We start from the raw sequence: 26,857 nt of genomic DNA, 5'->3' as shown, positions 1-26,857 counted from the left end.
CCTTCATCCGATCCATGTGGTCAATTCATCAATCGGTGTTTTCTTAGCAGGTTTCGGTTCCATGTCAGGATAACCCAAGTATATGAAAGCCAATACCTCACCCTTAGAAGATAAATTGAAAAATTCACGGACTTTTTCATGATAAGTTATTTTCCCCGTTCTCCATACTGCTCCCAGACCTAGAGAATGTGCTGCAAGAAGCATATTTTGGATGGCACTGTTCACTGCAGCATATTCTTCTGCCACGAGGACATTATTCTTTTCACTAGGCTCTATGCCCACTGCGATGATGACTGGAGCCCTTAATGGATTCTTTTTTTGCCTTTCGAGCTTGCTGATTAAACTTTCAGGGGTATCATCAGCATTTTCAATTCTTGTTATTTCTTCGAATACCTGCCCAAGTTTATTTCTTCCTTCCCCTGTCAATACAAAAAAACGCCAAGGCTCCGTCCGATGATGATTAGGTGCGTATGTTCCAGCTTCAATGATTTGCTCGATCATTTCTTTAGGAACAGGATCTTGCTTAACGATTCCAATGCTTCTTCTCGTTTTTATAGCCTCGATAGTATCCATATTATCTCCCCTTATCCCTTTATCTCTAATAGTTTCTGTTTCAGTTCATTTTCCATAGACGCCAATTCCTGTTCGGCTTGACGGCGTTTATGCCTGCCTTCTTCTTGAATCCGCATGGTCTCTTCAAGCGTGGATATCAAGTTAGCTTGAGTTTTCTTCAATGTTTCGATATCGACAAGCCCGCGCTCATTTTCTTTTGCTGTTTCAATGGTATTCGTTTTCAGCATCTCGGAGTTCTTTAATAACAAGTCATTTGTAGTCTTGGAAACCTGTTTTTGTGCTTCTACAGCATGCCTTTGCCTGATTAGGGTCAGTGCAATCGCAACTTGATTTTTCCAAAGTGGAATAGCTGTCATGATCGAAGATTGTATTTTCTCGACTAGTGCCTGATTCGTGTTTTGGATCAGCCTGATTTGCGGTGCGCTTTGAATCGTGATTTCACGACTCAATTTCAAATCATGAAGCCTTTTATCCAATCGTTCAGCAAATTGCAGCATATCATTGACTTCTTGAAACTTCATTTGATCATTGCTTGATTCCGCGGCCTTCCTTAGCTCCGGAATCGTTTTCTCATGGATTTCTTCGAGTTTGATTTCCCCAGCTGCAATATAGACATTCAATGCCTGGAAATAATCCTTATTCGTTTCATATAGCTTTTCGAGAATTACGATATCCGATAACAGGATATTCTTGCTCCGATCGAGTTTAACACTGATTCGGTCAATTTGGGCACCAGTTTTTTGATACTTGGATAGCACCTCCTGTACAGATCCCGAGAGCTTCCCGAACATACGCGCAAAAAATGAGGGCTTATCCGGTTTTAACTCATCTGGGCTCAGTTCGTTTAACTTTTTCATTAAATCACTGATAATGTTGCCCACTTCACCCACATCTTTTTTCTGGACATGCTCAAGCATGGAATTAGAAAAGGTCAGGAGCTTTGATTGGGCGGGTGTACCATAGGATATCATTGCCTGATGATTCGTTGGGTCGATTTGTTCGGCAAGCTGATAAGCCTTTGCCCTGTTCTCTTCAGGAATGACATCAATCAGTTTAACCGGTTTCGCTTCTTGGGAAGATACTTTCTCAAGCTCCTGCATCCCATCAAATGGATTGGCTAAAAGGTCATCCATCAAATTGGCATTATTCGTTTTATTCAACAGGTTTGGATCATTGTTATTCATTTTAACCTCCTGCTTTCATCAATTACTTGTGACTCTTTTCTAGCTTTAATGGATTGCTTAGCAACATCCAATTCAAAGTTAAGGTTATCGATATCATCGGCAATCACTTTATATAAATCCTTTTCTATCGTATTAGTAAGTTCCGTTAAGGTTTTACGAGTCTCTGTTAGTGAAAGTTCGAGTTCCCTATTCTTTTTTGGCTGCTGTGCTAAAAAAACATATTTCTCCGAAAGCTCCATGGCGGAATCAAGATGCGAGTAATAAAACTGTTCTGCCTGATAAAACCGCTTCGGTTCTTTTTTTGTCAGACTATATATTTTCCTGATCATTTTAATCATATCTTTCCTCTGTTTAAAAGAAGAGATATGCCTGACCGAGATTAGTGCTTTTTGCACCCTCCATATCTTCGGTTTTGCTTCAATTAAATTTTTCTTTATATATTGATATTCTTTTCTCGTCAATTCATGTTTTTTGAGGTATCTTGATGAAAAATATACGGAACTTAGCCAGTATGCAAGCACCCCTCCTGCTAAAGATATGACAACGGACAGGGCAAACGGTTGATTCAATGCAAAATAGCTAATCATCCAAACCGGCAAAACCATTGGAAATGCAATCAATATCGGAACAAGATCAGCAAGAAATCGATTCATTATCATTACACTCCTGACTTACACTCTTTTCTTTATATACGGATTATCCTTGGAATTGGTTTCAAGTCGGATAAAAGAATTTCTCCTATCCTAAACGATATAGGAACCGGATGGTTTCTGCAAATTTATTGAAATTTTTTCTGTGAATTACCTCTTCTTCCCATTCATATGGGCAAACGCCTAGTCACTTCACTGGAACTTACATAAGTTATAAGGTATCCATCCTGATTTTAAAAAGGAGAGTTGACCATGAATTCATACGGATTTTATCCTTATCCACAACAAAATGGAAATCACCAGTACTATGAGCCTAATTTTAACCCATATTTCCAACAGCCTGAACGATTTGATTATATGCCACAGCAAGATTGGAACGTTCCGCAGGTACAAGAGCATCCATATAGCCAAGTGCCAGACCAATTCGATATTGAAAGGCAGCCTCAACAAATTGAAAGAAGAATTCGGGAACTTGAGCGTCAAAACGAGCGTCAAACCAGGGAACTCAATCGGCAGAACCAAGAAATCACGCGGATAAATCGTGAAGTGAACCGCATTAACCAGGAAATCACCAGGCTGAGTCAAACGGACCAGCGACATACGAATAGGTTAAATAGACTGAATCAAAGACTTCGGGCCGTGGAAAGAAACCTTAACATCCCCTTCACCGCAACGGATGATGGTTTTTAATGAAAGAAATAGCAGGAGCTCATTGTGAGCTCCCGCTTTTTTCATTTTCCGAGGCTTTAAATGTCGGTATATGAAATTTAATCAAACGATTGATTAAATCTTTAAAGGTTCACTAAACCCTTGTCCACGTTACTTAAACTGATTAATCCATTTTTAAGTTACACCATTTCGGTTACAGAGCTTTACGATTTCACTATGTGTAATATACACAATTGTTTTCGCCGCCTTAAATGTGAATCCTGCTATCTTCTTTAAAAAAATAGTTAAATTACTGACGGGCTGAATAAAAGGAAATGGAATCAGCCACCTTTCCGCGGAATCCCTTAAATCATTTAACATAAGATTCCATAATGGAAAAAACAAAAAAGAACGGGAGTCATACTCACACCCCCGTTCTTTCTCGTTTACAACATTATCCGTTTCAACTTTTCGTTTCTAGATTCCTGTTCCTCCTGGGTAGACAAGTCATACTTCTTCAATAGATGAAAAAGTTCATTCAATGTTTCCTGCGAATTCCCTTTTTCAAGATATCGATCTAATGTTTGACTCAATTCGGTTGGTAAAAATGCCTTTTGACTCTCAAATTTCAGCCTGACATCTTGTTGCGAATGGTTAAGATTACATGCACCCATTTAAAATTCACCTCTTACTTGATTTTACCATGGTATTATAGTCAATTACCTTGTCAATTCTTCATCCTGTTTATAGTAGTCCTCTACCTTGATGAACCCCGGCGAGGTATGTGTGGCCATGATGCCATGATAACTGATATCCAACCCAAGTTCTTCTTCTTCTTCAGTGGATCTTATAGGCAACCAAACATTTATAACTTTAAAAACAAGCCATGTCACTGAAAAGCCCCAGATGCATAACACCACTAATCCTAATATTTGAACTCCGAGCAAATGCCATCCCCCGCCGGCAAATAATCCATTTTCAATGGAGAAAAGCCCTACCGCTATCGTACCCCACATTCCTGATGCCGCATGAACAGGAAAGGCACCGACGGGATCATCGATTTTCCGGGCCTCCAACCAATTTGTCGCAGCTAACATCAACATTCCAGAAACTGCTCCAATCAGTAACGCCGACAGATCACTAACGAATGCACATCCAGCTGTAATCCCGACAAGACCAGCAAGTGAGCCATTGATGACGGAAGGTGCATCCGATCGTCCATATCTAAATAGTGTATAAATCAAGGTCGCCGCTCCCCCTGATGCAGCTGAGAGCATCGTGACAATGGCAATATGGCCAATGCGGACATCTGTAGCTTGCAAGGTGCTTCCTGCATTAAACCCAAACCAGCCAAACCATAAAAGGAATGCCCCAACAGATGCCAGCGGGAGATTACTCGGCAGTGAAATGGAGCTGGTCCCCCGTGAAGTGAATTTACCTGCTCTCGGCCCGATTATAATGGCAGCCGCAAGTGCAGAAAAACCGCCTAGTGCATGAATGACAGCAGACCCTGCGAAGTCCTGCATGCCCAACCCGCTTAACCAGCCGCCACCCCATACCCAGTGACCGGCAATCGGATAGATGAATGCCGTCATCATTACAACAAAAATAAGGTACGCCCGAAAATTGATCCTTTCCGCAACTGCTCCCGAAACGATGGAAATGACGGCGATGACGAATGCCCCTTGAAATAACCAAAATGCATCCATGGAAATTGTAAGGTCGATATGCGACAGATCACCTTTAAGCAGAAATCCGCTTGCCCCGATGATTCCAAATACATCCATTCCATACATTAAACCAAAACCAACGACGAAATAGCAAAGCGTTCCTATCGTAATATCGGCAAAAACCTTCATGATGATGTTCACATTATTTTTCGTACGGACGAACCCTGCCTCCAATAAGGCAAACCCGCCCTCCATCAATAGTATCATGGCTGCTGTCAGAACCACCCAAATCGTATCCAAGCCAGCGTTTAACGTTTCTAGAGTCATCTCGGCGTTCCCTCCGCTTTCTGCCAGGCCATTATTTCTTTAATGATGTCTGATGGTAGATTCATTTCCCTTTTTTCCGGTTCAGCCTCAAGTAAACCGATCACCTCATTTAAAAAAGCGACCCTCCGTTTTATTTTCTCGATTTGTTTATATCTATCTTTAACATTCACCAAATGTTCAACCGCCTGGTGATGACTTGGGGCACGCCCTGTAAAAAAACGTTTAAATGGAGACAGGGATTGATACCAAGCTTCCTCAGCTCTTCGTTTTTGTTCATATTTATGAATTTTACCTTTGATCGATTCAATTTCCGACTCCTGTTTGCTTTTATGGAATAGCAGTCCTTTTATCACTTCTTCAGATGAAATTTCAAAAACAACTCTACTATATAAATCATCCATAATATAAATGTCACATCACCTCACGTAATTACGTCATGTTTTCTACAATTATATTTAAAATTCTGAATTCGGTCAATAATTAAACGATAAAAACGATTAGCACAACGAAAAAGGAGGATTTTAACAAGGAATTCTGCCTGTTGCCCTCCCGTTAATCAAACGTTTAATTAATGGAATTTTTGCTAGTCATTCGATTCAATTCATAGATAAATTTGGAAGGTATAGATAATCATTTTCTTCTCACTCTAATAAGGCAGTTTAAAAAAACTAGGGGGTTTATATATGACAGTTATAAACGATGTCAAAACAACGATAGCAGGGTTAAAAAGCGCTCAAGCAAGCTTCGAAACCTTCGCCCTTTCAACAGATAATGAACAAGCCAAACAATTGTACCAACAAGCTGCCCAACAAACACAAACGATCGTGGACAGCATCACTCCTCGCATTGAAGAGATTCAAAACGAGGAACCACAATATAAACAATAATCATTCATATAAAAAAGGTTGGTTAAAGCAACCAGCCTTTTTTATATCTTTCATCGTCGTTTTAATGTAGTACAGAATCTTTAAGCTAATCCCAAACTACCAAAGGGTTACATACCTGAATTGACCTAACTGCGGAAATCAAGCTAATGAATCAGTCGGGTCCTGGATTAAAAAGGGCGTGAATTCTTAAAGTGGAAATCTTGGATCGACTGCCATCGTATACGATCGTTTTGAAAATTCCGTTTGTACGGGAATGAATGAAAGAAGTGATACGAGGATGTTCCTTGATTAAAAAGAAGAAGCTGACTGCTCCTCATCGGACTTGGAGTGTTTGAACGAATTGGCAGCTTCATTCCACTTTCAGGTTTCGTTTTAGATATCAAATTGGCTAGGATTATTCCTTTGCTTTATCTTACTGACAATACTCATACAATGGGGTGGTTAATAATGCTTACGGGGCATCGCACATGGGTGTTTGATCAAAAGCCCGTCATCGTCTCCACAGGAACCGTTGGCGGTCCATTTGAAGCAGACGGTTTGCTTGCGGATGATTTCGATCTTCTCCATTCCGATTTATGGATCAATCAAGATACCTATGAAAAAGCACATAAAGTCTTATTGGAAGAAGCGAGTACAAAAGCAATCGAAAAGGCGGGTCTTCAGAAGGAACAGATTCAATTCTTCCTCGGAGGCGACCTTATCAATCAAATAACCCCTACCAGTTTTGCCTGTCGAACACTTGGAACACCTTATCTCGGCTTATTTGGTGCCTGCTCCACCTCCATGGAGGGACTGGCTCTTGGTGCCTACCTTGTCAATACCAAAGGAGCAGAGTACTTATTGACAGGAGCATCAAGTCATAACACCGCAGTAGAAAAGCAATTTCGCTACCCAACTGAATACGGAGGGCAAAAACCTCCAACAGCCCAATGGACCGTTACAGGGGCCGGGGTGGCTTTATTGAGCAGTGCCGGGGAGGGACCAAGAGTCACTTCAGCTACGATAGGCCGTGTCATCGACATGGGATTGACCGATCCTTTCAATATGGGCGGTGCCATGGCCCCAGCCGCTGTAGATACGATTGAAGCACATCTCAGAGAAAGAAACCTCGACCCATCCTATTATGATTTAATAGTGACCGGGGATTTAGGAAAGATTGGACATGAAGTTTCTCTGGCATTATTTAAGAAACATGGCACCCCGATTAAAGAAGAGCAATATAAAGATTGCGGTTTAATGATATACAGGGATGGTCAACCGGTCCTGGCCGGGGCAAGTGGCCCTGGATGTTCCGCAACCGTCGTTTATGGACATCTATTAAATCGCATGAAAAAAGGAGAAATAAAACGATTGCTCGTCGTGGCTACCGGTGCCTTGCTATCTCCCCTATCCTTTCAACAAAGTGAGACGATTCCATGCATCGCCCATGCCGTATCGATTGAATATGATGGTGATGGAGAAGCACAAAACTAAGGTTTGATGTTTAAACACATCCCTGCTCATACTCGATGAACATTCTTGGCTGCGGGGATTGTTTCCGTAGCCTTAGCGGATGTGGAAAAGCACCGATTGATCGGTTGTTGCCGCTGACATGTTTGAAGCAACCAGTGCCTGACCTCATTGTTCCGTGTCATTATTTTAGACCTAAAAAGATAAGGAGGATGCTGCATGACGATAGCTTCCAATGTCAAACAATGTGTCTCTAGCCTAAAAGGAGTTGAAGCAGGCTTATCCAGCTTAGCACTCCGGACTCAAGATGATGAATCTAAACGCATTTTACATGAAACGATGCTGGTGGTGAATGAAGTTATGAAGGATGTACAGAAGCGTGTGGGCGAGTTAGAACGGGAAGAACCACAATATAAAGGTTTTTAATAACCATGATCAAAGCAGGAGGTGTTTGGTAATGCCGGATTGGATAGAAATTCTTTTACGTTCATTTTTCTTTTTAATTGTTCTTTTTTTGATCACTAAAGTGTTAGGAAAAAAACAATTGTCCCAGCTCTCCTTTTTTGAATATGTAACGGGCATAACCATTGGTAATGTTGGGGCAGAATTAGCTACAAAAGTGGAAGGCAATATTATGTATGGCGTACTGTCCATTCTCGTTTTTGCCATAGCCCCCTACATTGCAGGATTAATATCCCTAAAAAGTAAAACCTTTCGTGATCTTATTGAAGGAAAAGCATCGGTATTCATCAAAGATGGGAAAGTCATGGAAGATAATTTAAAAAAAGAGAAATATACCATTGATGAATTGCTGGGATTGCTCCGAAAAAAGGATGTCTTTGATATTTCTGAAGTTGAGTTTGCCTTATTGGAAGCCAATGGGGATTTTTCCGTAATGTTAAAGAAGCAAAATCAACCTATAACACCTAAGGACCTTAACCTCCCAGTGGCTGCAGTAAAGGAGCCACAAACCATCATCATGGACGGCCATATACTTGATGAACCACTTTCCACGATTGGTCTGAACCGACATTGGCTTCATACTGAACTGGATAAGTTGGGGGTAATCCTCGATAATGTTTTTCTTGGTCAAGCCAATTCTAACGGAGAATTAACTGTGGACCTTTTTGATGATAAACTTAAAGTTCCTTCTCCTCAAGAAAAGCCTCTTATTCTCGCGACTTTGAAAAAATGCCAAGCGGACTTAGAGTTGTTTGCACTTGGAACTGAATCAAAGGAAGCTAAAGAGATGTATACTAAAAATAGCGAAAAGCTGCAAAAGGCAATAGATGACGTAGCCCATATCTTAAGGAACTGATTATTTATTCATCTCCTCATTTTCATAAGCGATGTGATCAGTCCAATGATGACGATCGTCACACATGAAAAAAGAAAAATTTCGATACCTAAGGTGAATGCTGCTGCTGAAATGATTAGTGTATCTATGACGATAATCGCCAAAGCAATATCCATGGAGGTAGATTTTGAGATGATTTTGGCTAACATATCCGTTCCCCCGCTGCTTGTCTCATATCGAAGCATGAGTCCTATGCCCATGCCTATGATGGCACCGCCAATCAAAGAGCTTGTCAGAATTGAAATGGAAAAGACCTTTTTCAATGGATTAAGCCAATCCATAAAAAGGGATGTCAAAAGCAATCCGTGAACGCTGCTATAGAAAAAAGGCCGTTCATAATACCAGGCATATAAAAATATAGGAATACTAAGGATCAACATGGATAGTCCCGTTTGAAAACCAAAGAAATAATGTAGGATGAGCGCAATCCCAATTACGCCGCCATCTATTAAATGATGAGGAACCAAAAATCCATTAATTCCAATGCCCACCAAAAAGCTACCAACAATTACAGCCACCGCTTTTTGAAAATTAATAAAATCACCTTGCCTCCCAATCCATATATTTCTTAATATATGTCCAAGTCAGGGCGTCAAGAATAAACATGCAAAAAAAAATCCCTCTTCCTTTTCTTCAATTCAACTATGTAAAAAAGGTCCTGGTCATTTAGACCGGGACCCACAGTTTGTTGACAAAAGGGGTTCTGAACACATATCCCTCTTCAAATGAGGTTCCCGAAACAACTGACCCAAAGCAGCCCTGCAACTCCTTTAGGCATGGTTTCTATCTAACTTTTGTAACTAAGTTGATTGGAGCGGGTGCGAGAGACTCCTGCGTGAAAAGCGTGTCTAAGGGAGCCTCCGCGGCGCACGCTAAGGGCCGACCAAGCGGGAAAGCGAGTGCCTGAGCGGAAATCAACGTCCATATTGTACAAGCATAATAAAAATGAAGGCCCAGTCAATTAGACCGGGCCCTCATTCAATCATTTCAACTCTAATAACACTACATTTTCAACATGTGTCGTCATTGGGAACATATCGACAGGCTGGATATCAACCGCTTTATATCCGCCTTCTTCCAAGATATGAAGATCACGCGCTAAAGTGCCTGGGTTGCATGATACGTATACGACTTTGTTAGGTTTCATCTCGATGATCGTATTCAGAAGGGATTCTTCACAACCTTTGCGAGGCGGATCCACAACGATGACATCAGCAGTGTTGCCCTTTTGATACCATTCAGCAATAACGTTACCCGCATCGCCGACCATGAATTCTGCATTTGAGATTTCATTCAATTCAGCGTTGCGGCGTGCGTCCTCTATCGCTTCTTCGACCACTTCGACACCGATTACTTTTTTCGCTTTTTTTGCTAAAAATAAAGAGATGGTTCCAATGCCGCAATAGGCATCTATCACCGTTTCTTCACCAGTCAGCCCTGCATAGTCAAGAGCTTTATCATAAAGGACTTTCGTTTGGTCTGGATTAATTTGGTAGAAGGATTTTGCTGATATCGCAAATTTCACATCACCGATCATATCATGGATTGCTTCGTCGCCCCATAGCACAGTCATTTTATCGCCCAAGATAACATTCGTTTTCTTGGAATTCACGTTTTGAACGATGGATTTCACTTGCGGGAGACGCTCAACGATTTCCTTCACGATGGTTTCGATGAAAGGGATACTTTTCGTTCTTGTAACAAGAACAATCATTAATTCCCCTGTTTGCTTACCATAACGGGCCATGATGTGCCGCAATACGCCTTTATGTGCCTCTTCATCGTAAGCAGGGATACCAAGTTTACTAAAAATCTCTTTAACAACTTGAACGGCTTCATTGATCACTTCATTTTGGATAATGCTTTCTTTCGTTTCAACGATTTCATGTGTCCTCGGTTTGAAGAACCCTGCTATTAGCTGGCCATCCTTTTCACCAACAGGCACTTGCGCTTTATTGCGATAATGGGTTGGATTCTCCATCCCGATGATTGGGTGAACCTTTACATCCTCAAGTTTCCCAATGCGCGTCATCACTTCACGTACTTGCTTTTCCTTGAATTCCAACTGCCCTTCATAGCTCATATGCTGCAGCTGACAACCACCGTATTTATGGTAATCTTCAGTCGTGACCTCAACCCGGTATGGACTGTTTTCGATAATCTCCATCAAGCGTCCGAAACCATAACCCTTATTAGCCTTCATCACTTTGATTTTTGCTTTTTCACCTGGAAGGGCGCCCTGAACAAAGATCGGGTAGCCATCGACTTTGGCGACGCCAGCTCCTTCATGGGTTAAATCTTCAAATAAAACCTCTACTATATCATTTTTAGCAACTGGTGCTGTTTTTTTCATATCATCTTCTCTTTTCTTTTTTATGCTAGCCTGTATTTTACCACAATAGAGGCCTTGCCACAAAACCACTCACCAATTTACCTTGTTTTTCATAAAAATATAGTGGAAGGAATTACGGATTTTTCATAGTTCCATGTATAAAAGTTCAATAAAAAAAGAAAAATAAGGAAAAATAAATGAGGTGAGGAAATGGGTTTATTTAACTCTATATCGGCCTGGAATGCTACAAGGTTAGAAAAACATCGAGCAAGTATGGAGGAAAAGGGCCTCTGTCCGGATTGTTACGGACGTGGATACAGCTCCTTCGTACCTACGGAATATCATTTTTCCGATATCCACGACTGTCCCGGCTGTAATGGCACCGGAGCTTACGCTGATTGGGCAGCCATGAATGGGCAGCAAATGTAATCGCATACAGTGCCAAAACTTCAAAAGACTAAAAAGGACCCCCTGTTAAACAGGAGGTTCTTCCATTTCCTTTACCATATAGCGAAATTCATGGCCGCTAATCGAAATTGTTTTCATTTCTATATATCCTAATCTGCTATAGAGACGATTCGCCGCTTCATTTTCATTTTCCACAACTAAAGAAATCCTTGGATATCCCTTATGTTTAGCGTATCCCTCCACATATTGAATCAGTGCACTACCTATTCCTCTTCCCTGAAAATCCGGGTCAACGGACACTGTATCCAAATAAAAGTCTCTCATTTCCGCTTCCTTATCGAGCGTAACGCTTGGGTCTTTCATTTTCATCCTTAATTGTTTCACTATCGGTTCATCCAAGCTTTCGGCATCCTTGCCATGGTAAGCAATGATCAATCCAGATACTTGTCCATCATGTTCACTGACAAGCGTATTTTCATAGCTGACCCGATTCCCACTTTTCCTGAACAAATCGGCAAGAACGGAAAGTATTCTTTCTTCTTCCGTTTCACCTGTCAGAACCTCTGCAATTTCCTTAATCGCTAACCGGGTCAATATGGCGGCCTTGTCCGCATCCTCCGGTGTCGCTTTCCTGATATACATGTTTGCCATTCTCCTTGCTTCATTAAACTGAAAAGGCCACCAGATTCAGTGGCCTTTTCACCTTATTTATTTGCCGGATCATCCGGCAATAGTCCTTGCGGGATGAATACATCAAAATGGCGGTACTGATTGACGAATTCAGCCGGGGCCATCCCGCCAAATTCCCCATCCAAATTAAGCATCATGTCCTTTTTGGCCTGTACTTTAATTCGATTGGCTTTTTCATAAATGACGTTTTTGTCATGGATATGCTCACCGCGCATTGCCAATGTTGCGACACGGACAATATCAGCTAGGTTTGCCTTTTTTAAAATAAGCAACGTGAACATACCATCATTCAAAGACGCGTCAGGGGCCAGTTTCTCGAAGCCGCCGACCGAATTCGTGTTAGCCACCAAGAAAAGCATGATCTCTCCTTCAAAAAGCTTTCCATCATATTCAATGGAAACTTCAGTCGGCTTAATTGAAGGTAGCATTTCAATTCCTTTAATATAGTATGCTAGCTGACCAAGCATCGTTTTCAGCTTGATCGGAACGTCGTAGGTCAATTCGGTCAATCTGCCCCCGCCAGCGATATTGATAAAATACTTATCGTTCATTTTCCCGATATCGATCGGCATCGTATGCCCACCGGCAATAATTTCGGCTGCCCCTTCAATCGACTTCGGTAAATGCAGCGCCCGCGCGAAATCATTGGTCGTTCCCGTCGGAATGATTCCTAGTTTCGGACGTTTCTCTGCAGTGGCCAGTCCATTAACAACCTCATAAATCGTACCGTCGCCCCCTGCTGCAATAACTACATCATAGCCGCGTTCAATCGCTATCTTAGCCGCTTTCGTCGCATCCCCAGCACCGGTCGTCGCATGTGCAGAAGCTTCATAACCAGCTTCTTCAAGCTTTGCTAGCACACCTGGCAGGCTCTTCTTAATGGCTTCCCGGCCCGAAGTCGGGTTGTAAATCAACCTTGCTCTTTTCATTTCCCATCATCCTTATACATATTGATTCCATAATTTACATCTTAATCCTTCGTTACATGAAAAGCAATATTCGAAAAAAAGAGGACCGTATTCCGGTCCATATCTTCTGCATTTTTACTAGAAATCTTATCAGGGAAAATTATAATGCTTTTTACAATTTTATTCTAGTAAATGATTTCAATCATGGATATTGAACATTCACGTTAAATGTGTCAGTAACCGTCAATGTATGTTTCCCTTCACCAATATTGAATATCCCATTCTTTTTTACAATACCTTCTTCATTTGTTTCTTCTTTCACTTCATTCATCTTCCAGCCATTCTCAGGACCTTCAAGTTCCTCGACCCCTCTAGCATCAATCTTGATATCACTATTATCCTGAAGGAAAACACTTAGATTTCCGCTATCCTTCACACTCCAGTCATTCAAGAGCTTTCTAGGCTTCAAGACAAGATCGGTACTTTGTCCGTCTATCTCCACTGCCAACTCAGCAGGGATTATAAGGGATGCCTTAAGATTCATTGTACCACTGTCCAAAAGTCCATTTTGAATCGGCAAATCCTTGAAGCTTATATAAAGCGTATCACCATTTCTCTCAACGAGTAAATAATCTTCCGCCTTCTTCAACAACGAATCAGCACCTTCCATTACCCGCTCACCATATGTTCCAAAAACGGAAACTTCCCCGTCATTACTACTTTCAATTGTCAATGGGTATGGGCCAGAGTCCAGGACAACTCTCTGTATGCCTTTCCCTGCCTTTTGATTGAAACCAGGCAAATTGACCGTTCTCTCTTCACTATTCACGGCAGCCCTGACTTGATCCATCAATCCGCTTGATGTAAGCAGGATTAAAACTATTCCTGTCGTTCCAAGCAAACCCACGAAAAGAATGCTAAGAATATCATACTTCACAAAAGAACTTTCTTTTCTGGAAAAATAAATATAGAAGAGAATCTCTGCACCCAAGATAATGAATAGCAACGGCCACCATGATAGCAGAATCGTCGTCAAATTCATATCCGCAATTTGAGAAACCAGTAAAACCAAACCCAAACCAATCAGGGAGATTCCCATTGAAATCGTTCCGACTCTCCATGTTCTCATTTTCTCTCCTCCTTGACACTCCCTTTTTTACTTCCCGACAGCAATTTGATTCCCCCGCCTATAAGAAGGATGCATACAAGACCTTTTTGAAAATAATCTCTAAACCAATATTCCAAGTTACTTCCAATCCATTCATCTAAATGAGGAGCAATGGCCGGGACGATCATATTACTAGCCAAGAAATAGATTCCAAGTCCCACCAACCCCAGTCCTAACCATTTTTGATGATTGACCATTCCCGAAATGATGGGCGTATCTTCTATTGGACCCTCCTCCATTTTCGATGCTTTTTGCAATCCATCAAAAAAACTATAAAACCAGATAATTGGAATAAGGAAAAAGAAGAAACCTAACCGGAGTAAATCCAGTATGTAAATGGCGAATAAAAAGCCAGCCATCAATTGTATCCCACGTTTTTGCAGCCCTAAATATAAGTGACCTGCACCAGGGAAAATAGCGAATAAAGTCGCGACCGATTTACTCTTCTTCCCGGATTCCCGTCTCTCCTCGAAATCTTCCAAAACGGTCCGATCGATGAGCTCCTCACCTTTTTGCTTTTTATTCAACTGTTGAACAGAATCAAAAAAGCTGTAAATCCAGATAACAGGCAATAGTGCCATGAATATTAACAGGCCTTCCATTTGTGTCATCACACTGATGAATATCACCATGATGCCAAGGCCTAAAAAGCCGATGAGAAAAATGAGCCCACGGTTCATGAGGCCTAATTGAAAATGCCCTAATCCAGGAACGAATGAAAGGATGATTACATAAAATCTTTCGGCTTCCGGCTGATTTGCCATTCCCTCCACATCCTCTTCACTTTTAGGATTCCTCAGTGAGGTGACCACCAAATCAAATATACTGATGAAATAAAACACCATTCCAATAACGGAAAAAGCCAGAAACGCATCCGATTGACTAATCAACGAAAGAAAAAGACCTCCTAGCCCCAATCCAGCCGTGGCAAGAAAATAAAATAACCCTTTATATTTCCTTCCTAGGTAAAAATGTCCGAAACCTGGCAGAAAGGATAATAAAAAAGCTAATACCGGACTTTTATTCATTCCTAAACCCCTCCTTATTTTTCTTTTCGATTGTATCCATCCAATTAAATGTTTTATCAATAAGTCCATCGGTTAAGGACTGCGTTTTCTTATCGCTGCTTGATTCCACAGAATCCACGTATTCTGTCAATGATTGAAATACTCCGCCTGCCATTAATAAAATCGTAAAGCCGGCCGCAATCAGGTAATGTCTTGTGATTGTCCGAAGTGACTTCTCTTTCCGGTGTAGCTTAGCCTCTTCAACAGAGCCGCCTTTCAATCGGCTAATCGAGTCCATGACTGGACCTGCAATATCAAATCCTTCAATTCCCAGACTTGTTTCTTCTTTTTCCATCGCTTCCATATAGGTGGACAAACACTTGTCACAGGAGTATAGATGATTTTCATATTCAATTTTTAGAGCCTCTGGTATTTCATCTGCCAAATATGCAGCCCATCCTGCCTCTGGAACATGATTCATGAAAAATCCTCCTCTTTCCAATGTTTTCTCATCCAATTTCTTGCCCGATATAGCTTTACCTCCACAGATTTCACTTGAATCTGCTGTTCCTCTGCAATTTGCTTGAATGTCTTTTCATTTATGTAATAGCCATATACAACGTCCCGATATCCCTCTGGAAGGTCATTCAGCTTCCGTAATACTTGCTTTCGCCTTTCGTTCCGAAAAAATACTGCCTCGACTTCATCAGTTAAGCCCAAATTAACTTCCGATGAATGTTCGTCCTGTAATTCTTCCTTTTGGCGTTCCCTCTTTCTCTTTAGATCGATTGCATGATTGACCGCAATTCGGGTAATCCAAGTTTTGAAGCCTTGGTTCTTATATTGAGGAAGAGAAGTGTAGATTTTGATAAAGACTTCCTGGGTAACATCTTCTGCATCCTTTTGATTCCGCAAGACGGAATAGACGGTTCTATAAATCGTCTGTTTATATGTTTCAATCAACATTCGGAATGCATGATCATTCCCAGCCCTTACCTTCTCAACTAACTCATCGGTCACTTCTCTTCCCCTTTCCTGATAAACATTCATGTAATAGACGACACAAAAAGGAGTTACCCCTACAGATAACTCAAAAAAAATCAAAATTATTTTCCCGCTTATTATTTTTCTTAGTAAACTCTTTCATTACTCAAGAGAAAACCGTACCACTTTAAAAGTGATACGGTCAATATTAACGTTTATTGATTTCTTCCACCAAAATTTTATTAACAAGTTGTGGATTGGCTTGTCCTTTTGTCGCTTTCATAATCTGCCCGACAAGGAAGCCGATTGCTTTTTGTTTACCGGCTTTAAAATCTTCAATTGATTGCGGGTTATTATTCAATGCTTCTTCAACGGCTGTACGCAATGCGCCTTCGTCGGAAATTTGGACTAGTCCCTTCTCCTTGACGATCGTTTCAGCATCCCCGCCGTTTTCAATCAATTCTTTGAAAACTTTTTTAGCGATTTTAGAAGAAATCGTGCCATCTTCAATCAGCTTGATCATTCCAGCCAACGATTCAGCAGTCAATTTGACATCATGCAACTCTTTGCCTTCTGCATTCAAGAAAGCGGAAACTTCACCCATGATCCAGTTGGATGCTAGTTTTGCATCCGCGCCTGAAGCGACTGTCGCTTCAAAGAAATCAGCACTTTCTTTCGTCACCGTTAAAACGGCTGCATCATATTCAGGTAAGCCAAATTCTTCGACATAGCGTTTTTTCCGGGCATCCGGAAGTTCCGGAATCTCGGCAGCGATACGCGCTTTCCATTCTTCATCGATATGGATCGTCAATAAGTCCGGTTCCGGGAAGTAACGGTAATCATCGGAGCCTTCCTTAATTCGCATTAGTACGGTTCTGCCTGTAGCTTCGTCGAAACGGCGAGTTTCCTGTTCGATTATGCCGCCTTCATTCAAGATTTCCGCTTGTCGGATTTCTTCATGCTCCAACCCTTTGCGAACGAAGTTGAATGAGTTCAAGTTTTTCAATTCGGTTTTCGTACCGAATTCTTTTTGGCCGACAGGTTTCAAGGAAATGTTAGCATCACAACGAAGTGAGCCTTCTTCCATTTTACAATCGGAAACGCCGGTGTATTGAATGATGGATTTCAACTTTTCCAAATAAGCATATGCTTCTTCCGGGGAAGTGATATCCGGTTCGGATACGATTTCAACAAGAGGCGTACCTTGGCGGTTATAATCACAAAGTGAATAGTTCCCTTTATGTGTCAGCTTTCCAGCATCCTCTTCCATATGAATGCGGGTAATGCCAATTTTCTTTTTCTTGCCGCCCACTTCGATTTCAATCCAACCATGCTCACCGATCGGTTGATCGAACTGTGAAATTTGGTATGCTTTAGGATTGTCCGGGTAAAAATAGTTTTTCCGGTCGAATTTCGTAATTTCCGCCACTTCGCAATTCAGGGCAATTGCAGCCTTCATTGCAAAATCAACAGCCTTTTTATTGACGACAGGCAATACACCTGGGTAGCCTAGGTCAATTACAGTCGTGTTACTATTTGGAGCGGCACCAAAATGATTTGGGCTCGCTGAGAAAATTTTAGAATCCGTTTTTAATTCTACGTGTACTTCTAGACCAATCACCGTTTCAAAGTCCATTATTTTCACCCCTTACAGCTTAGGAAATTGTTTATGAAAATCTGTTGCTTGCTCAAATGCGTGAGCAGCGCGGTAAATCGTGCTTTCATCAAAATGCTTCCCAATCATTTGCAGTCCAAGCGGAAGACCATTCGCTGCGAATCCACATGGCACGGATATACCCGGTACACCAGCAAGATTGACTGGAATCGTCAAAATATCATTAGCATACATCGTTAATGGATCGTCGACTTTTTCACCAATTTTAAATGCAGGCGTAGGTGTAGTCGGCCCAACGATGACATCGTATTTTTCAAAGACATCTTCAAAGTCTTTTTTGATTAATGTACGTACTTTTTGAGCCTTTTTATAATAAGCATCATAATAACCGGAACTTAAGGAGAACGTCCCAAGCATGATACGGCGTTTCACTTCGTCACCGAATCCTTCTGCACGGGTTTGCTTATACATTTCTATAAGAGTTTCTGCATTATCTGTACGATGTCCATAACGCACACCGTCAAAACGTGAAAGGTTAGCCGAAGCTTCCGATGAAGATAGCAGATAATAGGCAGCTAAAGCATATTTGGAATGCGGCAAGGATACCTCTTCCCATTCAGCTCCAAGACCCTCTAATACTTTTAACGCTTCAAGTACGGAATTACGCGCTTCCTCACCAACGCCTTCGCCAAGATATTCTTTAGGCACAGCTATTTTCAATCCTCTAACATCGCCTGTTAATGAATTCACAAAATTCGGCACGTCAACATTTGCAGAGGTCGAATCCATTGGATCTACACCCGAAATCGCTTCAAGCAAATAAGCGTTATCTTCAACAGTTCTTGTAACTGGCCCGATTTGGTCCAATGAAGACGCAAATGCTACAAGTCCGAATCGGGAAACCCGTCCATATGTAGGTTTTAAGCCGACGACTCCACAATATGCCGCTGGTTGGCGAATCGATCCACCCGTATCGGAACCTAAAGAGAATAGGACTTCACCGGAAGCGACAGATGCAGCTGAACCACCCGAAGAACCGCCTGGCACATATTCCGTGTTCCAAGGGTTGCGTGTTGCCTGAAATGCGGAGTTCTCATTGGAAGAACCCATCGCAAACTCATCCATATTCAATTTCCCGATCGTAACCGTTTCTGCCTTCTGTAGCTTTTGGACAACTGTTGCATCATAGATTGGATCAAAGTTCTCCAAAATTTTGCTCGCGCAAGTCGTACGCAAATTTTTAGTGACAATATTATCCTTCACTCCGATTGGCATACCAAATAAAGCGCCTTCGTTCTCGCCTTTTACCAATTGATCATCCAATCGTTTTGCTTGATTGCGGGCGTTTTCTTCATCAAGTGTCAAAAATGCCTTCACCTTGTCCTCTACCTGTCCGATCCGCTTATACGATTCGTCAACAAGATCAGTGACACTTATCTCTTTCTTATGTAAGCGTTCATGAAGCTCAGAAACCTTTTGTTCGAACAACGACATCATTGTCCCTCCTTATTCAATTATAGATGGTACACGGATATATCCTTCTTTGCTATCCGGTGCATTTTTAACTACTTCTTCCACTGGCAATCCCGGTTTTGCGACATCTTCGCGCATAACATTCTTCATATCCAAAACGTGAGAAGTCGGGTTAACTTGATCCGTATCAAGCTCATTCAACTGCTCTGCGAATGAAATCATTTGGTCAAGCTGATGCTGAAACTGTTTTGCTTCTTCTTCCGTAATGGCCAATCGGGCCAAATGGGCAACGTGTTTAACTTGTTCCATAGAAATACGTGACATTCTCTTCACCTCCGAAAAAATATCCAAATCGACTGAATTTCGTCGCTTTTCTCCAAATAATTAACGCTTAAATCATATCAAACTATTGCACAGTAAAGCAACAAGAGATACATTGTCGAAATTCAATTATTTCATAAGGAAAAAGAGATATTTTCCGGGAAATATGGGAAAGTTGCCGAAATTTCCGGGGAAATGACAATAAGGCTTTTAATATCCGACAAATGTTTCCTTTTTAAAGCACTTGTTCCCTAAGATGGAAGGGTTTCTTTCTATTTTATATTTTTGTTCCTTGTTAAAGGTTATTTGAAGTCCACAAGGAAATAGGTTTCAATGAAAAGCAGGTCGCAAAAAAGATGAAGCCGCTAAGCTTCATCTTTTTTCATTCGTATATATGCACGGTTGGTTCGTCCTGATTTGCTTCACGGACTATGAGCGCTTCAGGTCCATTTACAGACGTAATGGATACCTGTACGGCAATATAGTTCGGGAAACGTTCCATTATGAGCCCAGCAACATATTGGGTAAAGCCAATCGCTTCCGAGTTCCCATAAAATTGAATCGGGATATCGATGTTCAGGCTTTGCAATTGATCATCCATATAGAACGCCCTGCCGATGACTCCGTTAAAGTTAGGGAAGTATTCTTCGACATCTTCTTTAAAGTTCGTGAAAGTATTGACGTCATCACGGTATTTTTTTTCAGCAGCAGCAGAAGGAAATAGGAAATACTCTTCGTCCAAGTTCGTCCATTTTCCAATATTGTCAGAGTTTTTATCGATATTTGTATAGGAAATGAAATTCCCAGGGACTACTGAAGATTTTTCATTTTGCTCGAATAAGGCAATCGTAATCGGAACATTTTTCAGCTTATCCATTTTACGCAGCCTTTTTAAGACTTCTGCAGCAATTTTCTCCCCTTCTTGCTTTAGCTTTTTACTATCGATTTTATTTTCATAGGTGGCACCGAATGCCTCTTTTTGATAGTAATGCACTGAATTCAACGCAAGACCGATTACAACTCCGCCAAGGCTCACTGAATTATCTTTTGTTTTCACCAAGTAATTATGTTCTAAAATATGGGCAAGATAAATCGGATTTTCTTCATTTCGCTTATCAATGTCACCTTTACCTGGATCAACCGGATTCAAGCCAAGGTTCTCTGAGGCTTTCTTTTTCTTTTCTTTCAACTGACTATCGGTATATTTTCTGTTCAGCCAGGAAGATATGGTGGAACTATTCAGCATTTGCCCCTCTTGAAAAAGGTAATCTTCCGGATCGAATTGGGTTTGCGCCAACCGCATCAATCCATTTTCGAATTCTTCAATGTCATATCGGGTATTTAGATTGGATACGACCAAACCGCGTGCTTTTGATGGTTCAAACGGTAGGATTGTTTGATAATATTCTTCCGAAATTTTATACTTCGGAATAATTGCCGTTTCTTTTTTGTCTTTGGAGTCTTGAACTACCTCTTGCTTATCCTCGAAACTAGGCGCACATCCAGCAAGAAGCAGTATAAGAATCATCCCCAAAATAGAGTGTTTCCTCATAGCTACACCTCTTATTTATTTAGTTCCTCAATCAGTCTCTCTTCATCCCATACCATGACGCCTAGGCTTTCAGCTTTTGCCAGTTTGGAACCGGCATCTTCACCAGCTACGACCAAATCGGTTTTCTTGCTGACACTTCCAGCAACGTTAGCTCCTAGCGCCTCTAATTTCTCTTTTGCTTCGTTACGTGTTAACTGATGCAGTTTACCCGTTAAAACGACTGTTTTACCGGCAAAAATGGAGTCGATATCTTCTATAGCAACAGCTCTTTGCCCTTTGAAAGTAAGATTCACACCGGCTGCATCCAACTCATTCAATAATGCATGGACTTCTTCCAATTCAAAATAAGCTACGATGGAATCAGCCATCTTATCGCCTATTTCATTGATGGCCGTTAGTTCTTCACGGCTCGCCTTGCTTAAGGCTTCCATCGTCCCGAATTCCCTCGCAAGCGTCTTGGCAGCTTTTGAACCAACATGGCGAATGCCCAGCCCGAATAGTAATTTTTCCAACGAGTTGGTTTTCGAAGCTTCAATTGCTTGGAGAAGTTTATTGACGGACTTATCCCCCATCCTTTCCAAAGCAATCAGTTGATCGTATGTAAGCTTATAGATATCAGCAACATCTTGTATGAGTTCTTCTTTAAATAACAAGCTAATCACTTTTTCACCAAGACTGTCTATATTCATTGCTGTACGGGAAACAAAGTGAATCAAGCCTTCCCGTATTTGTGCAGGACACTTCGGGTTGATGCAGCGTAAAGCAACTTCCCCATCCAGCCGGACAAGTTCACTGCTGCATTCAGGGCACTCAGTCGGCATCTGAAACTCGACTTCTTCCCCTGTACGGCGCTCTGCCAGTACATTGACTACTTCTGGAATGATATCACCCGCTTTTTTCACAACCACTTGATCTCCGATTCTGATGTCCTTTTCACGGATTAAGTCTTCGTTGTGAAGTGAAGCTCGCTGCACAGTCGTACCCGCTACCCGGACGGGATCCAAAACGGCAGTCGGGGTCAATACACCCGTACGGCCCACATTCAGCTCGATATCCCTTAGGGTTGTAATGACTTCTTCAGCTGGGAATTTATAAGCAATGGCCCATCGCGGACTTTTTGCAGTGAAACCTAATTCATCCTGCTGTTCAAGGGAATCCACCTTAACGACAATTCCATCAATGTCATAGGCTAAGTTTAAACGTTGTTCCGTCCATTCTACTATATAGGCCAGTACTTCCTCTATATTCGAGCATGTTTTTCTCTCCCGATTCGTCTTAAACCCGAGTCGATCCAATAAATCCAGACCCTCACTGTGGGAGCGGACCCCTGTTTCCCCCAAATCGGCAATCGCATAAAGGAAAATATCCAAGTTCCGTTTCGCAGCAAGTTTTGGATCAAGCTGCCTTAACGAGCCGGCAGCGGCATTTCGTGGGTTTGCAAATGGTTCCTCACCGCGTTCTTCCTTAGCCTTGTTTAGTGATTCGAATGATTTTTTGGGCATGAAGGCCTCGCCGCGCACTTCTATGGCGACCGGCTCCCGCAACTTCAATGGGATCGACTTGATCGTTTTCAAATTAGCGGTAATATCTTCACCGATCGTTCCATCTCCTCGGGTTGCCCCTCTTACGAAGTATCCATTCTCATATTGAAGTGTGACGGCAAGTCCGTCAATTTTCAATTCACATACATAGGAAAAATTGTCACCTACAGATTGTCTGACCTTTCTGTCGAAATCCCGTAAGTCACTTTCGTTGAAGGCATTGCCTAAACTAAGCATCGGTGTGGTATGCTCCACCTTTTCAAACATATCCAAAATGGCGCCACCGACCCGTTGTGTCGGTGAGTCCGCCGTTTGCAGTTCCGGAAATTTCTCCTCATACCCAATAAGTTCACGGAGCAGCCGATCATATTCAGCATCAGGTACTGATGGCTGGTCCATCACATAATATTCATAGCTGTATTGGTTCAATAACGTTTGCAGTTCCAGAACTTTCTTCTCTGCAGCTTGTAAGTCCATACGTTCAATCCTTTCTAAAGAAGACTCCACCGCACTTCTTATAGAAGAGCGGTGTCTAAAGTCAGATATCCCTATTCTTTACCAGTAGGAGCGTATTAATAGCTTATGCTTTTTCAACTGGTGCAAATTTCGCCAATAGGCGTTTAATGCCGATTGGACTTGGAAAGGCAATATCCAATTCCTTTCCTTCGCCTTCCCCTTTTACGCTCACTACGGTTCCTATACCCCATTTTTTATGGGATGCACGGTCACCGACAGCCCAGCCGATTTCTTCACCGCCCGTTGCGGATGGTGAAGAAACAGCTTTTCCAAAGGCAGGCACTTTTCTTGTTGAAGCTGTTGAAGGAGACCCAGTTCTCGAAGAGCTGAAAGGCGTTTGCCTAGCTCTAGGAGCAGGTTTCGGCTTTAAGTCTTCGAGAAGTTCCTCTGGTATTTCACTGATGAAACGTGAAACGGGATTCATGCTCGTCCGTCCATACAATGTCCGCATTTGGGCATTGCTTATGAATAGTTCATTTTCGGCCCTTGTAATTCCCACATAAGCCAGACGGCGTTCTTCTTCCATCTCCTCTTCATCCATAAGCGAGCGGCTGTGAGGGAAAACCCCTTCTTCAAGGCCCAATAGAAAGACCACCGGATATTCAAGTCCCTTCGCTGAATGCAATGTCATCAACGTTACCATATTTGTAGCTTCTTCGGTATTCTCGTCAAGTTGGTCTATATCGGCAACCAACGCAAGGTCAGTCAAAAAGCCCACCAATGATTTGTCCTCGCTGTTATCTTCGAATGCTTTCGTAACAGATAAAAACTCATCTATATTTTCAAGCCGGCTTTGTGATTCAATCGTTTTTTCTGCCTGCAGCATCTCACGGTAACCGGTTTTCTTGATGACTTCTTCCACAAGTTCCGTCACGGATAAGTACTCCTGCTGATTTGTATAGTTCGTGATCAGCGTATGGAATTCCCTTGCCGCTTTGGTAGCCTTCCCGCTTATTCCTGCCATTTCCACAGACTCCAGTGCTTTATATATGGAAACATCATATTGATCTGCATAATCTGCCACTTTATCCATCGAAGTTGCACCAATTCCGCGTTTTGGTACATTGATTACACGGCGAAGGCTGATGTCATCATCAGGATTCGCAATAAGGCGAAGATAGGCAAGTAAATCCTTAATCTCTTTACGGTCATAGAACTTAGTGCCCCCGACTATTGCATAATTTATATTGGATTTAAGCAGAACTTCCTCCATGACACGTGATTGTGCATTCGTTCTGTAAAGTATTGCTATATCTGAATATTTCCTGCTGCCGTCCTGAACTAACTCATTTATCTTTCCGGCTACGAATTGTGCTTCCCCTTGTTCATTGTCCGCACGGTAATAGAATATCTTATTGCCATCTGCATTCTCGGTCCAAAGATTTTTCGGCTTACGGTTTTGATTGTTATCGATAACCTTATTCGCAGCTGCAAGGATCTTTTTCGTCGAGCGGTAATTCTGTTCAAGGAAAATCATGTTTGCATTCGGATAATCTTTTTCAAATGAAAGGATATTCGCAATGTCCGCACCGCGCCAACGATAGATCGATTGATCGGAATCCCCGACGACACAGAGATTACGGAAGCGTGAAGCCAATAGTTTAACAAGCATGTATTGAGCCCTGTTCGTATCTTGGTACTCATCTACATGAATGTATTGAAATTTACGCTGATAATATTCAAGCACCTCAGGTACGAGCTGGAACAATTGAATCGTCATCATGATCAAATCATCGAAATCGAGCGCTGAATTTTTACGCAGCCGTTTTTGATATTCCGTATAGACATCGGCAGTTACTTTAGTGAAGTAATCAGACGCCGTCTTTAGGTACTCTTCCGGCCCGACCAATTCATTTTTCGCTGAACTGATGCTACCCAAAATGGCACGATAATCATATTTCTTTGTATCCATATTACGGTCTTTCATGATTTGTTTTATGACCGATTGCTGATCCGTCGTATCCAATATCGAAAAGTTCCTATTAAATCCGATACGGTCGATATCTCTTCGTAAAATACGGACACACATCGAGTGGAAAGTCGAAATCCAGATATCTTCGGACGCACCGCCAAGTATGGCACGGATCCTCTCCTTCATCTCACGTGCCGCTTTGTTGGTGAACGTGATTGCAAGGATGTTCCAAGGCGCTATTTCCTTCTCGACCATCAAGTAAGCTATCCGGTGAGTCAGCACACGCGTCTTTCCACTTCCTGCCCCAGCCATGATTAAAAGTGGACCATCTGTTGCTTTCACTGCTTTTTGTTGCTGTTCATTCAAACCTATTAATAATTTTTCCGCTAAATATTGCATTATCACACCACCTATACGAACATTCGTTTCTGTTTTAGTATACTATATTTATTACATGTTTTCATTTAACAGCCGTAACTGTTGCAAGTGCCACTTTCAAATCTTCATAAATCACATTGCCGACAACGATGACATCCGCAATCTTAGACATTTCTTTGGCCTGTTCAACCGATTTTATCCCACCGCCATAGAATAGTACGGTATCCTCCAAACTCTCTTTGGCCGCTTCCACCACCTGGACATCGCCATAATCACCGCTGTATTCCAAATAAAAAATCGGCAGGTTGAACATCTTTTCTGCCATCATAGCGTATGCACCCACATCATCCATATCCAAATCGGTATTGGCTTTCGTCAATTGGGCGGCCTTGCACTCAGGATTCAGGATACAATACCCTTCAACGAAAATTTCATCCCAATTCAAAAGGTATCCGTATTCCTTGACTGCTTTCTGATGCAGTTTCATCATCCAATCCGGGTTGGTGCTATTCAGGACACTCGGAATGAAATATAAATCAAACCCTGGCGTCACCGTTTCAACTGAAGAAATTTCCATCACACAGGGGACGGTATATCGTCTGACACGTGCCATTAAATGAAGCACATTCTCAAGCGTGATTCCATCCGTTCCCCCGACCATGATTGCATCAGTACCTGATTCACAGACTTTCTCAAGTGCCTCATCACTTATTTCTTTATTTGGATCGAGTTTGAAAACATGTTTCCACTCGCGAAAATCGTACATTATAATCCTCCATTCACACTTCCCATTACACCATTATAGCATTAAGATTTTTCATTAAAAAAGAGAAGTATCGATAAAATGTTATTACCAAATGGAACCTCTGAATCTAAAATCCAATATAACATGGATACTGCTGAAAGACAGCCGGCAATGAGGGAACTCAAAATAAAAAGCCGGGATATGAATTCCCCGGCTTTTTATTATAATCGAAAGAATTAAGATTCTTTTGTTTCCTCTACGTTATCCTTAATACGGTTCAGAGCCATGGAATAAGCATCATTTCCGTAGTTCAAGCAGCGTTTGACCCTGGAAATCGTAGCCGTGCTTGCACCCGTTTCCGTTTCGATCTTATGATAGGTTTTTCCTTCTTCAAGCATGCGGGCTACTTCAAGACGCTGTGCCAATGATGAAATTTCATTAACTGTGCATAAATCATCAAAAAATCGATAGCATTCGTCCAAATCACGCAAGGAAAGGATCGACTTAAACAGCTGATCCGTTTCTTTTCCTCTTAACTTATCAATTTGCATGTTACTCCCCC

The 26,857-nt window shown here is 41.8% G+C and carries 28 protein-coding genes; 6 read left to right on the top strand and 22 right to left on the bottom strand.

What is annotated here, in order from left to right; all coding sequences use genetic code 11:
- Nucleotides 1-3: 3 nt before the first annotated feature.
- Genes ACIQYG_RS12915 through ACIQYG_RS12905 form a run of 3 tightly spaced genes read right to left on the bottom strand, consistent with a single transcriptional unit; the run spans nt 4 to nt 2,410 of the window.
- Nucleotides 4-573: a nitroreductase family protein gene (locus ACIQYG_RS12915; protein ID WP_402838570.1), complete on the bottom strand. Its 570-nt coding sequence runs from the start codon at nt 571-573 to the stop codon at nt 4-6.
- A gap of 11 nt (nt 574-584) precedes the next feature.
- Nucleotides 585-1,757 (bottom strand): toxic anion resistance protein, encoded by a 1,173-nt coding sequence (locus tag ACIQYG_RS12910; protein ID WP_402838568.1) that lies wholly within the window; start codon nt 1,755-1,757, stop codon nt 585-587.
- Nucleotides 1,754-2,410, bottom strand: a complete 657-nt coding sequence (locus ACIQYG_RS12905) for a 5-bromo-4-chloroindolyl phosphate hydrolysis family protein (RefSeq protein ID WP_402838567.1) — start codon at nt 2,408-2,410, stop codon at nt 1,754-1,756. The genes ACIQYG_RS12910 and ACIQYG_RS12905 overlap by 4 nt, the downstream gene beginning before the upstream one ends.
- A gap of 249 nt (nt 2,411-2,659) precedes the next feature.
- Here ACIQYG_RS12905 and ACIQYG_RS12900 point away from each other — a divergent pair, with 249 nt between their 5' ends.
- Nucleotides 2,660-3,097: a hypothetical protein gene (locus ACIQYG_RS12900; protein ID WP_402838565.1), complete on the top strand. Its 438-nt coding sequence runs from the start codon at nt 2,660-2,662 to the stop codon at nt 3,095-3,097.
- Between the two features lie 404 nt (nt 3,098-3,501).
- Here the strand turns inward: ACIQYG_RS12900 and ACIQYG_RS12895 are convergent, their stop codons facing one another.
- From ACIQYG_RS12895 to ACIQYG_RS12885, 3 genes are read right to left on the bottom strand one after another with little or no spacing between them, the layout of a single operon-like run.
- Entirely contained in the window at nt 3,502-3,729 is a 228-nt protein-coding gene (locus ACIQYG_RS12895) for a group-specific protein (RefSeq protein WP_076372781.1), read from the bottom strand.
- Between the two features lie 45 nt (nt 3,730-3,774).
- Nucleotides 3,775-5,052: an ammonium transporter gene (locus ACIQYG_RS12890; protein WP_402838562.1), complete on the bottom strand. Its 1,278-nt coding sequence runs from the start codon at nt 5,050-5,052 to the stop codon at nt 3,775-3,777.
- Entirely contained in the window at nt 5,049-5,453 is a 405-nt protein-coding gene (locus ACIQYG_RS12885; protein WP_402838560.1) for a hypothetical protein, read from the bottom strand. The genes ACIQYG_RS12890 and ACIQYG_RS12885 overlap by 4 nt, the downstream gene beginning before the upstream one ends.
- 282 nt (nt 5,454-5,735) lie before the next feature.
- On the opposite strand from ACIQYG_RS12885, the gene ACIQYG_RS12880 reads away from it, so the two are divergent.
- The 4 genes from ACIQYG_RS12880 (at nt 5,736) to ACIQYG_RS12865 (ending at nt 8,706) form a co-directional block, all read left to right on the top strand.
- Complete coding sequence (locus ACIQYG_RS12880) at nt 5,736-5,939, top strand: DUF1657 domain-containing protein (protein WP_057278507.1); 204 nt, start codon at nt 5,736-5,738, stop codon at nt 5,937-5,939.
- Nucleotides 5,940-6,386: 447 nt separating this feature from the next.
- A complete protein-coding gene (spoVAD, locus tag ACIQYG_RS12875; protein ID WP_402838558.1) occupies nt 6,387-7,412 on the top strand; it encodes a stage V sporulation protein AD in 1,026 nt (341 codons plus the stop codon).
- Nucleotides 7,413-7,607: 195 nt separating this feature from the next.
- Nucleotides 7,608-7,814: a DUF1657 domain-containing protein gene (locus ACIQYG_RS12870; RefSeq protein WP_076372773.1), complete on the top strand. Its 207-nt coding sequence runs from the start codon at nt 7,608-7,610 to the stop codon at nt 7,812-7,814.
- Between the two features lie 31 nt (nt 7,815-7,845).
- Nucleotides 7,846-8,706: a DUF421 domain-containing protein gene (locus ACIQYG_RS12865; RefSeq protein ID WP_402838556.1), complete on the top strand. Its 861-nt coding sequence runs from the start codon at nt 7,846-7,848 to the stop codon at nt 8,704-8,706.
- 8 nt (nt 8,707-8,714) lie between these two features.
- Here ACIQYG_RS12865 and ACIQYG_RS12860 read toward each other — a convergent pair whose 3' ends face one another.
- Together ACIQYG_RS12860 and rlmD are read right to left on the bottom strand one after the other, a co-directional pair.
- Nucleotides 8,715-9,236, bottom strand: coding sequence for a YitT family protein (locus ACIQYG_RS12860; protein ID WP_402838554.1), 522 nt, complete (start codon nt 9,234-9,236; stop codon nt 8,715-8,717).
- A gap of 491 nt (nt 9,237-9,727) precedes the next feature.
- Entirely contained in the window at nt 9,728-11,098 is a 1,371-nt protein-coding gene (gene rlmD / locus ACIQYG_RS12855) for a 23S rRNA (uracil(1939)-C(5))-methyltransferase RlmD (protein WP_402838552.1), read from the bottom strand.
- A 189-nt stretch (nt 11,099-11,287) separates the two neighbouring features.
- Here rlmD and ACIQYG_RS12850 point away from each other — a divergent pair, with 189 nt between their 5' ends.
- Entirely contained in the window at nt 11,288-11,506 is a 219-nt protein-coding gene (locus ACIQYG_RS12850; RefSeq protein ID WP_101225004.1) for a methionine aminopeptidase, read from the top strand.
- Nucleotides 11,507-11,551: 45 nt separating this feature from the next.
- Here the strand turns inward: ACIQYG_RS12850 and ACIQYG_RS12845 are convergent, their stop codons facing one another.
- The 14 genes from ACIQYG_RS12845 to ACIQYG_RS12780 all read right to left on the bottom strand — a co-directional run bounded on the left by ACIQYG_RS12845 (nt 11,552) and on the right by ACIQYG_RS12780 (nt 26,846).
- Complete coding sequence (locus ACIQYG_RS12845; protein ID WP_402838549.1) at nt 11,552-12,127, bottom strand: GNAT family N-acetyltransferase; 576 nt, start codon at nt 12,125-12,127, stop codon at nt 11,552-11,554.
- 62 nt (nt 12,128-12,189) lie between these two features.
- Nucleotides 12,190-13,104: a diacylglycerol kinase gene (locus tag ACIQYG_RS12840; RefSeq protein ID WP_095390365.1), complete on the bottom strand. Its 915-nt coding sequence runs from the start codon at nt 13,102-13,104 to the stop codon at nt 12,190-12,192.
- A gap of 181 nt (nt 13,105-13,285) precedes the next feature.
- On the bottom strand, nt 13,286-14,212 hold the full coding sequence (locus ACIQYG_RS12835) for a LiaF transmembrane domain-containing protein (protein ID WP_402838546.1): 927 nt from the start codon (nt 14,210-14,212) through the stop codon (nt 13,286-13,288).
- Complete coding sequence (locus tag ACIQYG_RS12830; RefSeq protein ID WP_402838544.1) at nt 14,209-15,279, bottom strand: hypothetical protein; 1,071 nt, start codon at nt 15,277-15,279, stop codon at nt 14,209-14,211. The genes ACIQYG_RS12835 and ACIQYG_RS12830 overlap by 4 nt, the downstream gene beginning before the upstream one ends.
- Nucleotides 15,272-15,739, bottom strand: coding sequence for a hypothetical protein (locus ACIQYG_RS12825; RefSeq protein WP_402838542.1), 468 nt, complete (start codon nt 15,737-15,739; stop codon nt 15,272-15,274). The genes ACIQYG_RS12830 and ACIQYG_RS12825 overlap by 8 nt, the downstream gene beginning before the upstream one ends.
- Complete coding sequence (locus ACIQYG_RS12820) at nt 15,736-16,308, bottom strand: RNA polymerase sigma factor (RefSeq protein WP_402838918.1); 573 nt, start codon at nt 16,306-16,308, stop codon at nt 15,736-15,738. Before ACIQYG_RS12820 ends, ACIQYG_RS12825 begins: the two co-directional genes overlap by 4 nt.
- Before the next feature lie 142 nt (nt 16,309-16,450).
- Complete coding sequence (gene gatB, locus ACIQYG_RS12815) at nt 16,451-17,878, bottom strand: Asp-tRNA(Asn)/Glu-tRNA(Gln) amidotransferase subunit GatB (protein ID WP_076372752.1); 1,428 nt, start codon at nt 17,876-17,878, stop codon at nt 16,451-16,453.
- Between the two features lie 12 nt (nt 17,879-17,890).
- Nucleotides 17,891-19,351, bottom strand: coding sequence for an Asp-tRNA(Asn)/Glu-tRNA(Gln) amidotransferase subunit GatA (gatA, locus tag ACIQYG_RS12810; protein ID WP_402838916.1), 1,461 nt, complete (start codon nt 19,349-19,351; stop codon nt 17,891-17,893).
- Between the two features lie 12 nt (nt 19,352-19,363).
- Nucleotides 19,364-19,654 carry an Asp-tRNA(Asn)/Glu-tRNA(Gln) amidotransferase subunit GatC gene (gene gatC / locus ACIQYG_RS12805; protein WP_034306082.1) on the bottom strand — a complete coding sequence of 97 codons (291 nt, stop codon included), beginning with the start codon at nt 19,652-19,654 and terminating at the stop codon, nt 19,364-19,366.
- A 379-nt stretch (nt 19,655-20,033) separates the two neighbouring features.
- Complete coding sequence (locus ACIQYG_RS12800; protein WP_402838539.1) at nt 20,034-21,203, bottom strand: CamS family sex pheromone protein; 1,170 nt, start codon at nt 21,201-21,203, stop codon at nt 20,034-20,036.
- Between the two features lie 11 nt (nt 21,204-21,214).
- Complete coding sequence (ligA, locus tag ACIQYG_RS12795; protein WP_402838537.1) at nt 21,215-23,221, bottom strand: NAD-dependent DNA ligase LigA; 2,007 nt, start codon at nt 23,219-23,221, stop codon at nt 21,215-21,217.
- Nucleotides 23,222-23,324: 103 nt separating this feature from the next.
- Nucleotides 23,325-25,571, bottom strand: a complete 2,247-nt coding sequence (gene pcrA, locus ACIQYG_RS12790) for a DNA helicase PcrA (RefSeq protein ID WP_402838534.1) — start codon at nt 25,569-25,571, stop codon at nt 23,325-23,327.
- Between the two features lie 61 nt (nt 25,572-25,632).
- Nucleotides 25,633-26,316 (bottom strand): heptaprenylglyceryl phosphate synthase, encoded by a 684-nt coding sequence (gene pcrB / locus ACIQYG_RS12785; protein ID WP_402838532.1) that lies wholly within the window; start codon nt 26,314-26,316, stop codon nt 25,633-25,635.
- Nucleotides 26,317-26,531: 215 nt separating this feature from the next.
- Complete coding sequence (locus ACIQYG_RS12780) at nt 26,532-26,846, bottom strand: YerC/YecD family TrpR-related protein (RefSeq protein WP_402838530.1); 315 nt, start codon at nt 26,844-26,846, stop codon at nt 26,532-26,534.
- Nucleotides 26,847-26,857 lie beyond the last annotated feature (11 nt).

This window comes from Peribacillus sp. NPDC096622, assembly GCF_044762665.1.
GTDB lineage: Bacteria > Bacillota > Bacilli > Bacillales > DSM-1321 > Peribacillus > Peribacillus frigoritolerans_B.
The sequence above is the reverse complement of the archived record's forward strand: the minus strand, read 5'-3'. Positions and strand labels throughout refer to the sequence as shown.

What these genes read in the sequence shown, in the direction of transcription:
- ACIQYG_RS12915 (WP_402838570.1), bottom strand. Translation starts at nt 573, where the DNA reads ATGGATACTATCGAGGCTATAAAAACGAGAAGAAGCATTGGAATCGTT.
- ACIQYG_RS12910 (WP_402838568.1), bottom strand. Translation starts at nt 1,757, where the DNA reads ATGAATAACAATGATCCAAACCTGTTGAATAAAACGAATAATGCCAAT.
- ACIQYG_RS12905 (WP_402838567.1), bottom strand. Translation starts at nt 2,410, where the DNA reads ATGAATCGATTTCTTGCTGATCTTGTTCCGATATTGATTGCATTTCCA.
- ACIQYG_RS12900 (WP_402838565.1), top strand. Translation starts at nt 2,660, where the DNA reads ATGAATTCATACGGATTTTATCCTTATCCACAACAAAATGGAAATCAC.
- ACIQYG_RS12895 (WP_076372781.1), bottom strand. Translation starts at nt 3,729, where the DNA reads ATGGGTGCATGTAATCTTAACCATTCGCAACAAGATGTCAGGCTGAAA.
- ACIQYG_RS12890 (WP_402838562.1), bottom strand. Translation starts at nt 5,052, where the DNA reads ATGACTCTAGAAACGTTAAACGCTGGCTTGGATACGATTTGGGTGGTT.
- ACIQYG_RS12885 (WP_402838560.1), bottom strand. Translation starts at nt 5,453, where the DNA reads ATGGATGATTTATATAGTAGAGTTGTTTTTGAAATTTCATCTGAAGAA.
- ACIQYG_RS12880 (WP_057278507.1), top strand. Translation starts at nt 5,736, where the DNA reads ATGACAGTTATAAACGATGTCAAAACAACGATAGCAGGGTTAAAAAGC.
- spoVAD (WP_402838558.1), top strand. Translation starts at nt 6,387, where the DNA reads ATGCTTACGGGGCATCGCACATGGGTGTTTGATCAAAAGCCCGTCATC.
- ACIQYG_RS12870 (WP_076372773.1), top strand. Translation starts at nt 7,608, where the DNA reads ATGACGATAGCTTCCAATGTCAAACAATGTGTCTCTAGCCTAAAAGGA.
- ACIQYG_RS12865 (WP_402838556.1), top strand. Translation starts at nt 7,846, where the DNA reads ATGCCGGATTGGATAGAAATTCTTTTACGTTCATTTTTCTTTTTAATT.
- rlmD (WP_402838552.1), bottom strand. Translation starts at nt 11,098, where the DNA reads ATGAAAAAAACAGCACCAGTTGCTAAAAATGATATAGTAGAGGTTTTA.
- ACIQYG_RS12850 (WP_101225004.1), top strand. Translation starts at nt 11,288, where the DNA reads ATGGGTTTATTTAACTCTATATCGGCCTGGAATGCTACAAGGTTAGAA.
- ACIQYG_RS12845 (WP_402838549.1), bottom strand. Translation starts at nt 12,127, where the DNA reads ATGTATATCAGGAAAGCGACACCGGAGGATGCGGACAAGGCCGCCATA.
- ACIQYG_RS12840 (WP_095390365.1), bottom strand. Translation starts at nt 13,104, where the DNA reads ATGAAAAGAGCAAGGTTGATTTACAACCCGACTTCGGGCCGGGAAGCC.
- ACIQYG_RS12835 (WP_402838546.1), bottom strand. Translation starts at nt 14,212, where the DNA reads ATGAGAACATGGAGAGTCGGAACGATTTCAATGGGAATCTCCCTGATT.
- ACIQYG_RS12830 (WP_402838544.1), bottom strand. Translation starts at nt 15,279, where the DNA reads ATGAATAAAAGTCCGGTATTAGCTTTTTTATTATCCTTTCTGCCAGGT.
- ACIQYG_RS12825 (WP_402838542.1), bottom strand. Translation starts at nt 15,739, where the DNA reads ATGAATCATGTTCCAGAGGCAGGATGGGCTGCATATTTGGCAGATGAA.
- ACIQYG_RS12820 (WP_402838918.1), bottom strand. Translation starts at nt 16,308, where the DNA reads ATGAATGTTTATCAGGAAAGGGGAAGAGAAGTGACCGATGAGTTAGTT.
- gatB (WP_076372752.1), bottom strand. Translation starts at nt 17,878, where the DNA reads ATGGACTTTGAAACGGTGATTGGTCTAGAAGTACACGTAGAATTAAAA.
- gatA (WP_402838916.1), bottom strand. Translation starts at nt 19,351, where the DNA reads ATGTCGTTGTTCGAACAAAAGGTTTCTGAGCTTCATGAACGCTTACAT.
- gatC (WP_034306082.1), bottom strand. Translation starts at nt 19,654, where the DNA reads ATGTCACGTATTTCTATGGAACAAGTTAAACACGTTGCCCATTTGGCC.
- ACIQYG_RS12800 (WP_402838539.1), bottom strand. Translation starts at nt 21,203, where the DNA reads ATGAGGAAACACTCTATTTTGGGGATGATTCTTATACTGCTTCTTGCT.
- ligA (WP_402838537.1), bottom strand. Translation starts at nt 23,221, where the DNA reads ATGGACTTACAAGCTGCAGAGAAGAAAGTTCTGGAACTGCAAACGTTA.
- pcrA (WP_402838534.1), bottom strand. Translation starts at nt 25,571, where the DNA reads ATGCAATATTTAGCGGAAAAATTATTAATAGGTTTGAATGAACAGCAA.
- pcrB (WP_402838532.1), bottom strand. Translation starts at nt 26,316, where the DNA reads ATGTACGATTTTCGCGAGTGGAAACATGTTTTCAAACTCGATCCAAAT.
- ACIQYG_RS12780 (WP_402838530.1), bottom strand. Translation starts at nt 26,846, where the DNA reads ATGCAAATTGATAAGTTAAGAGGAAAAGAAACGGATCAGCTGTTTAAG.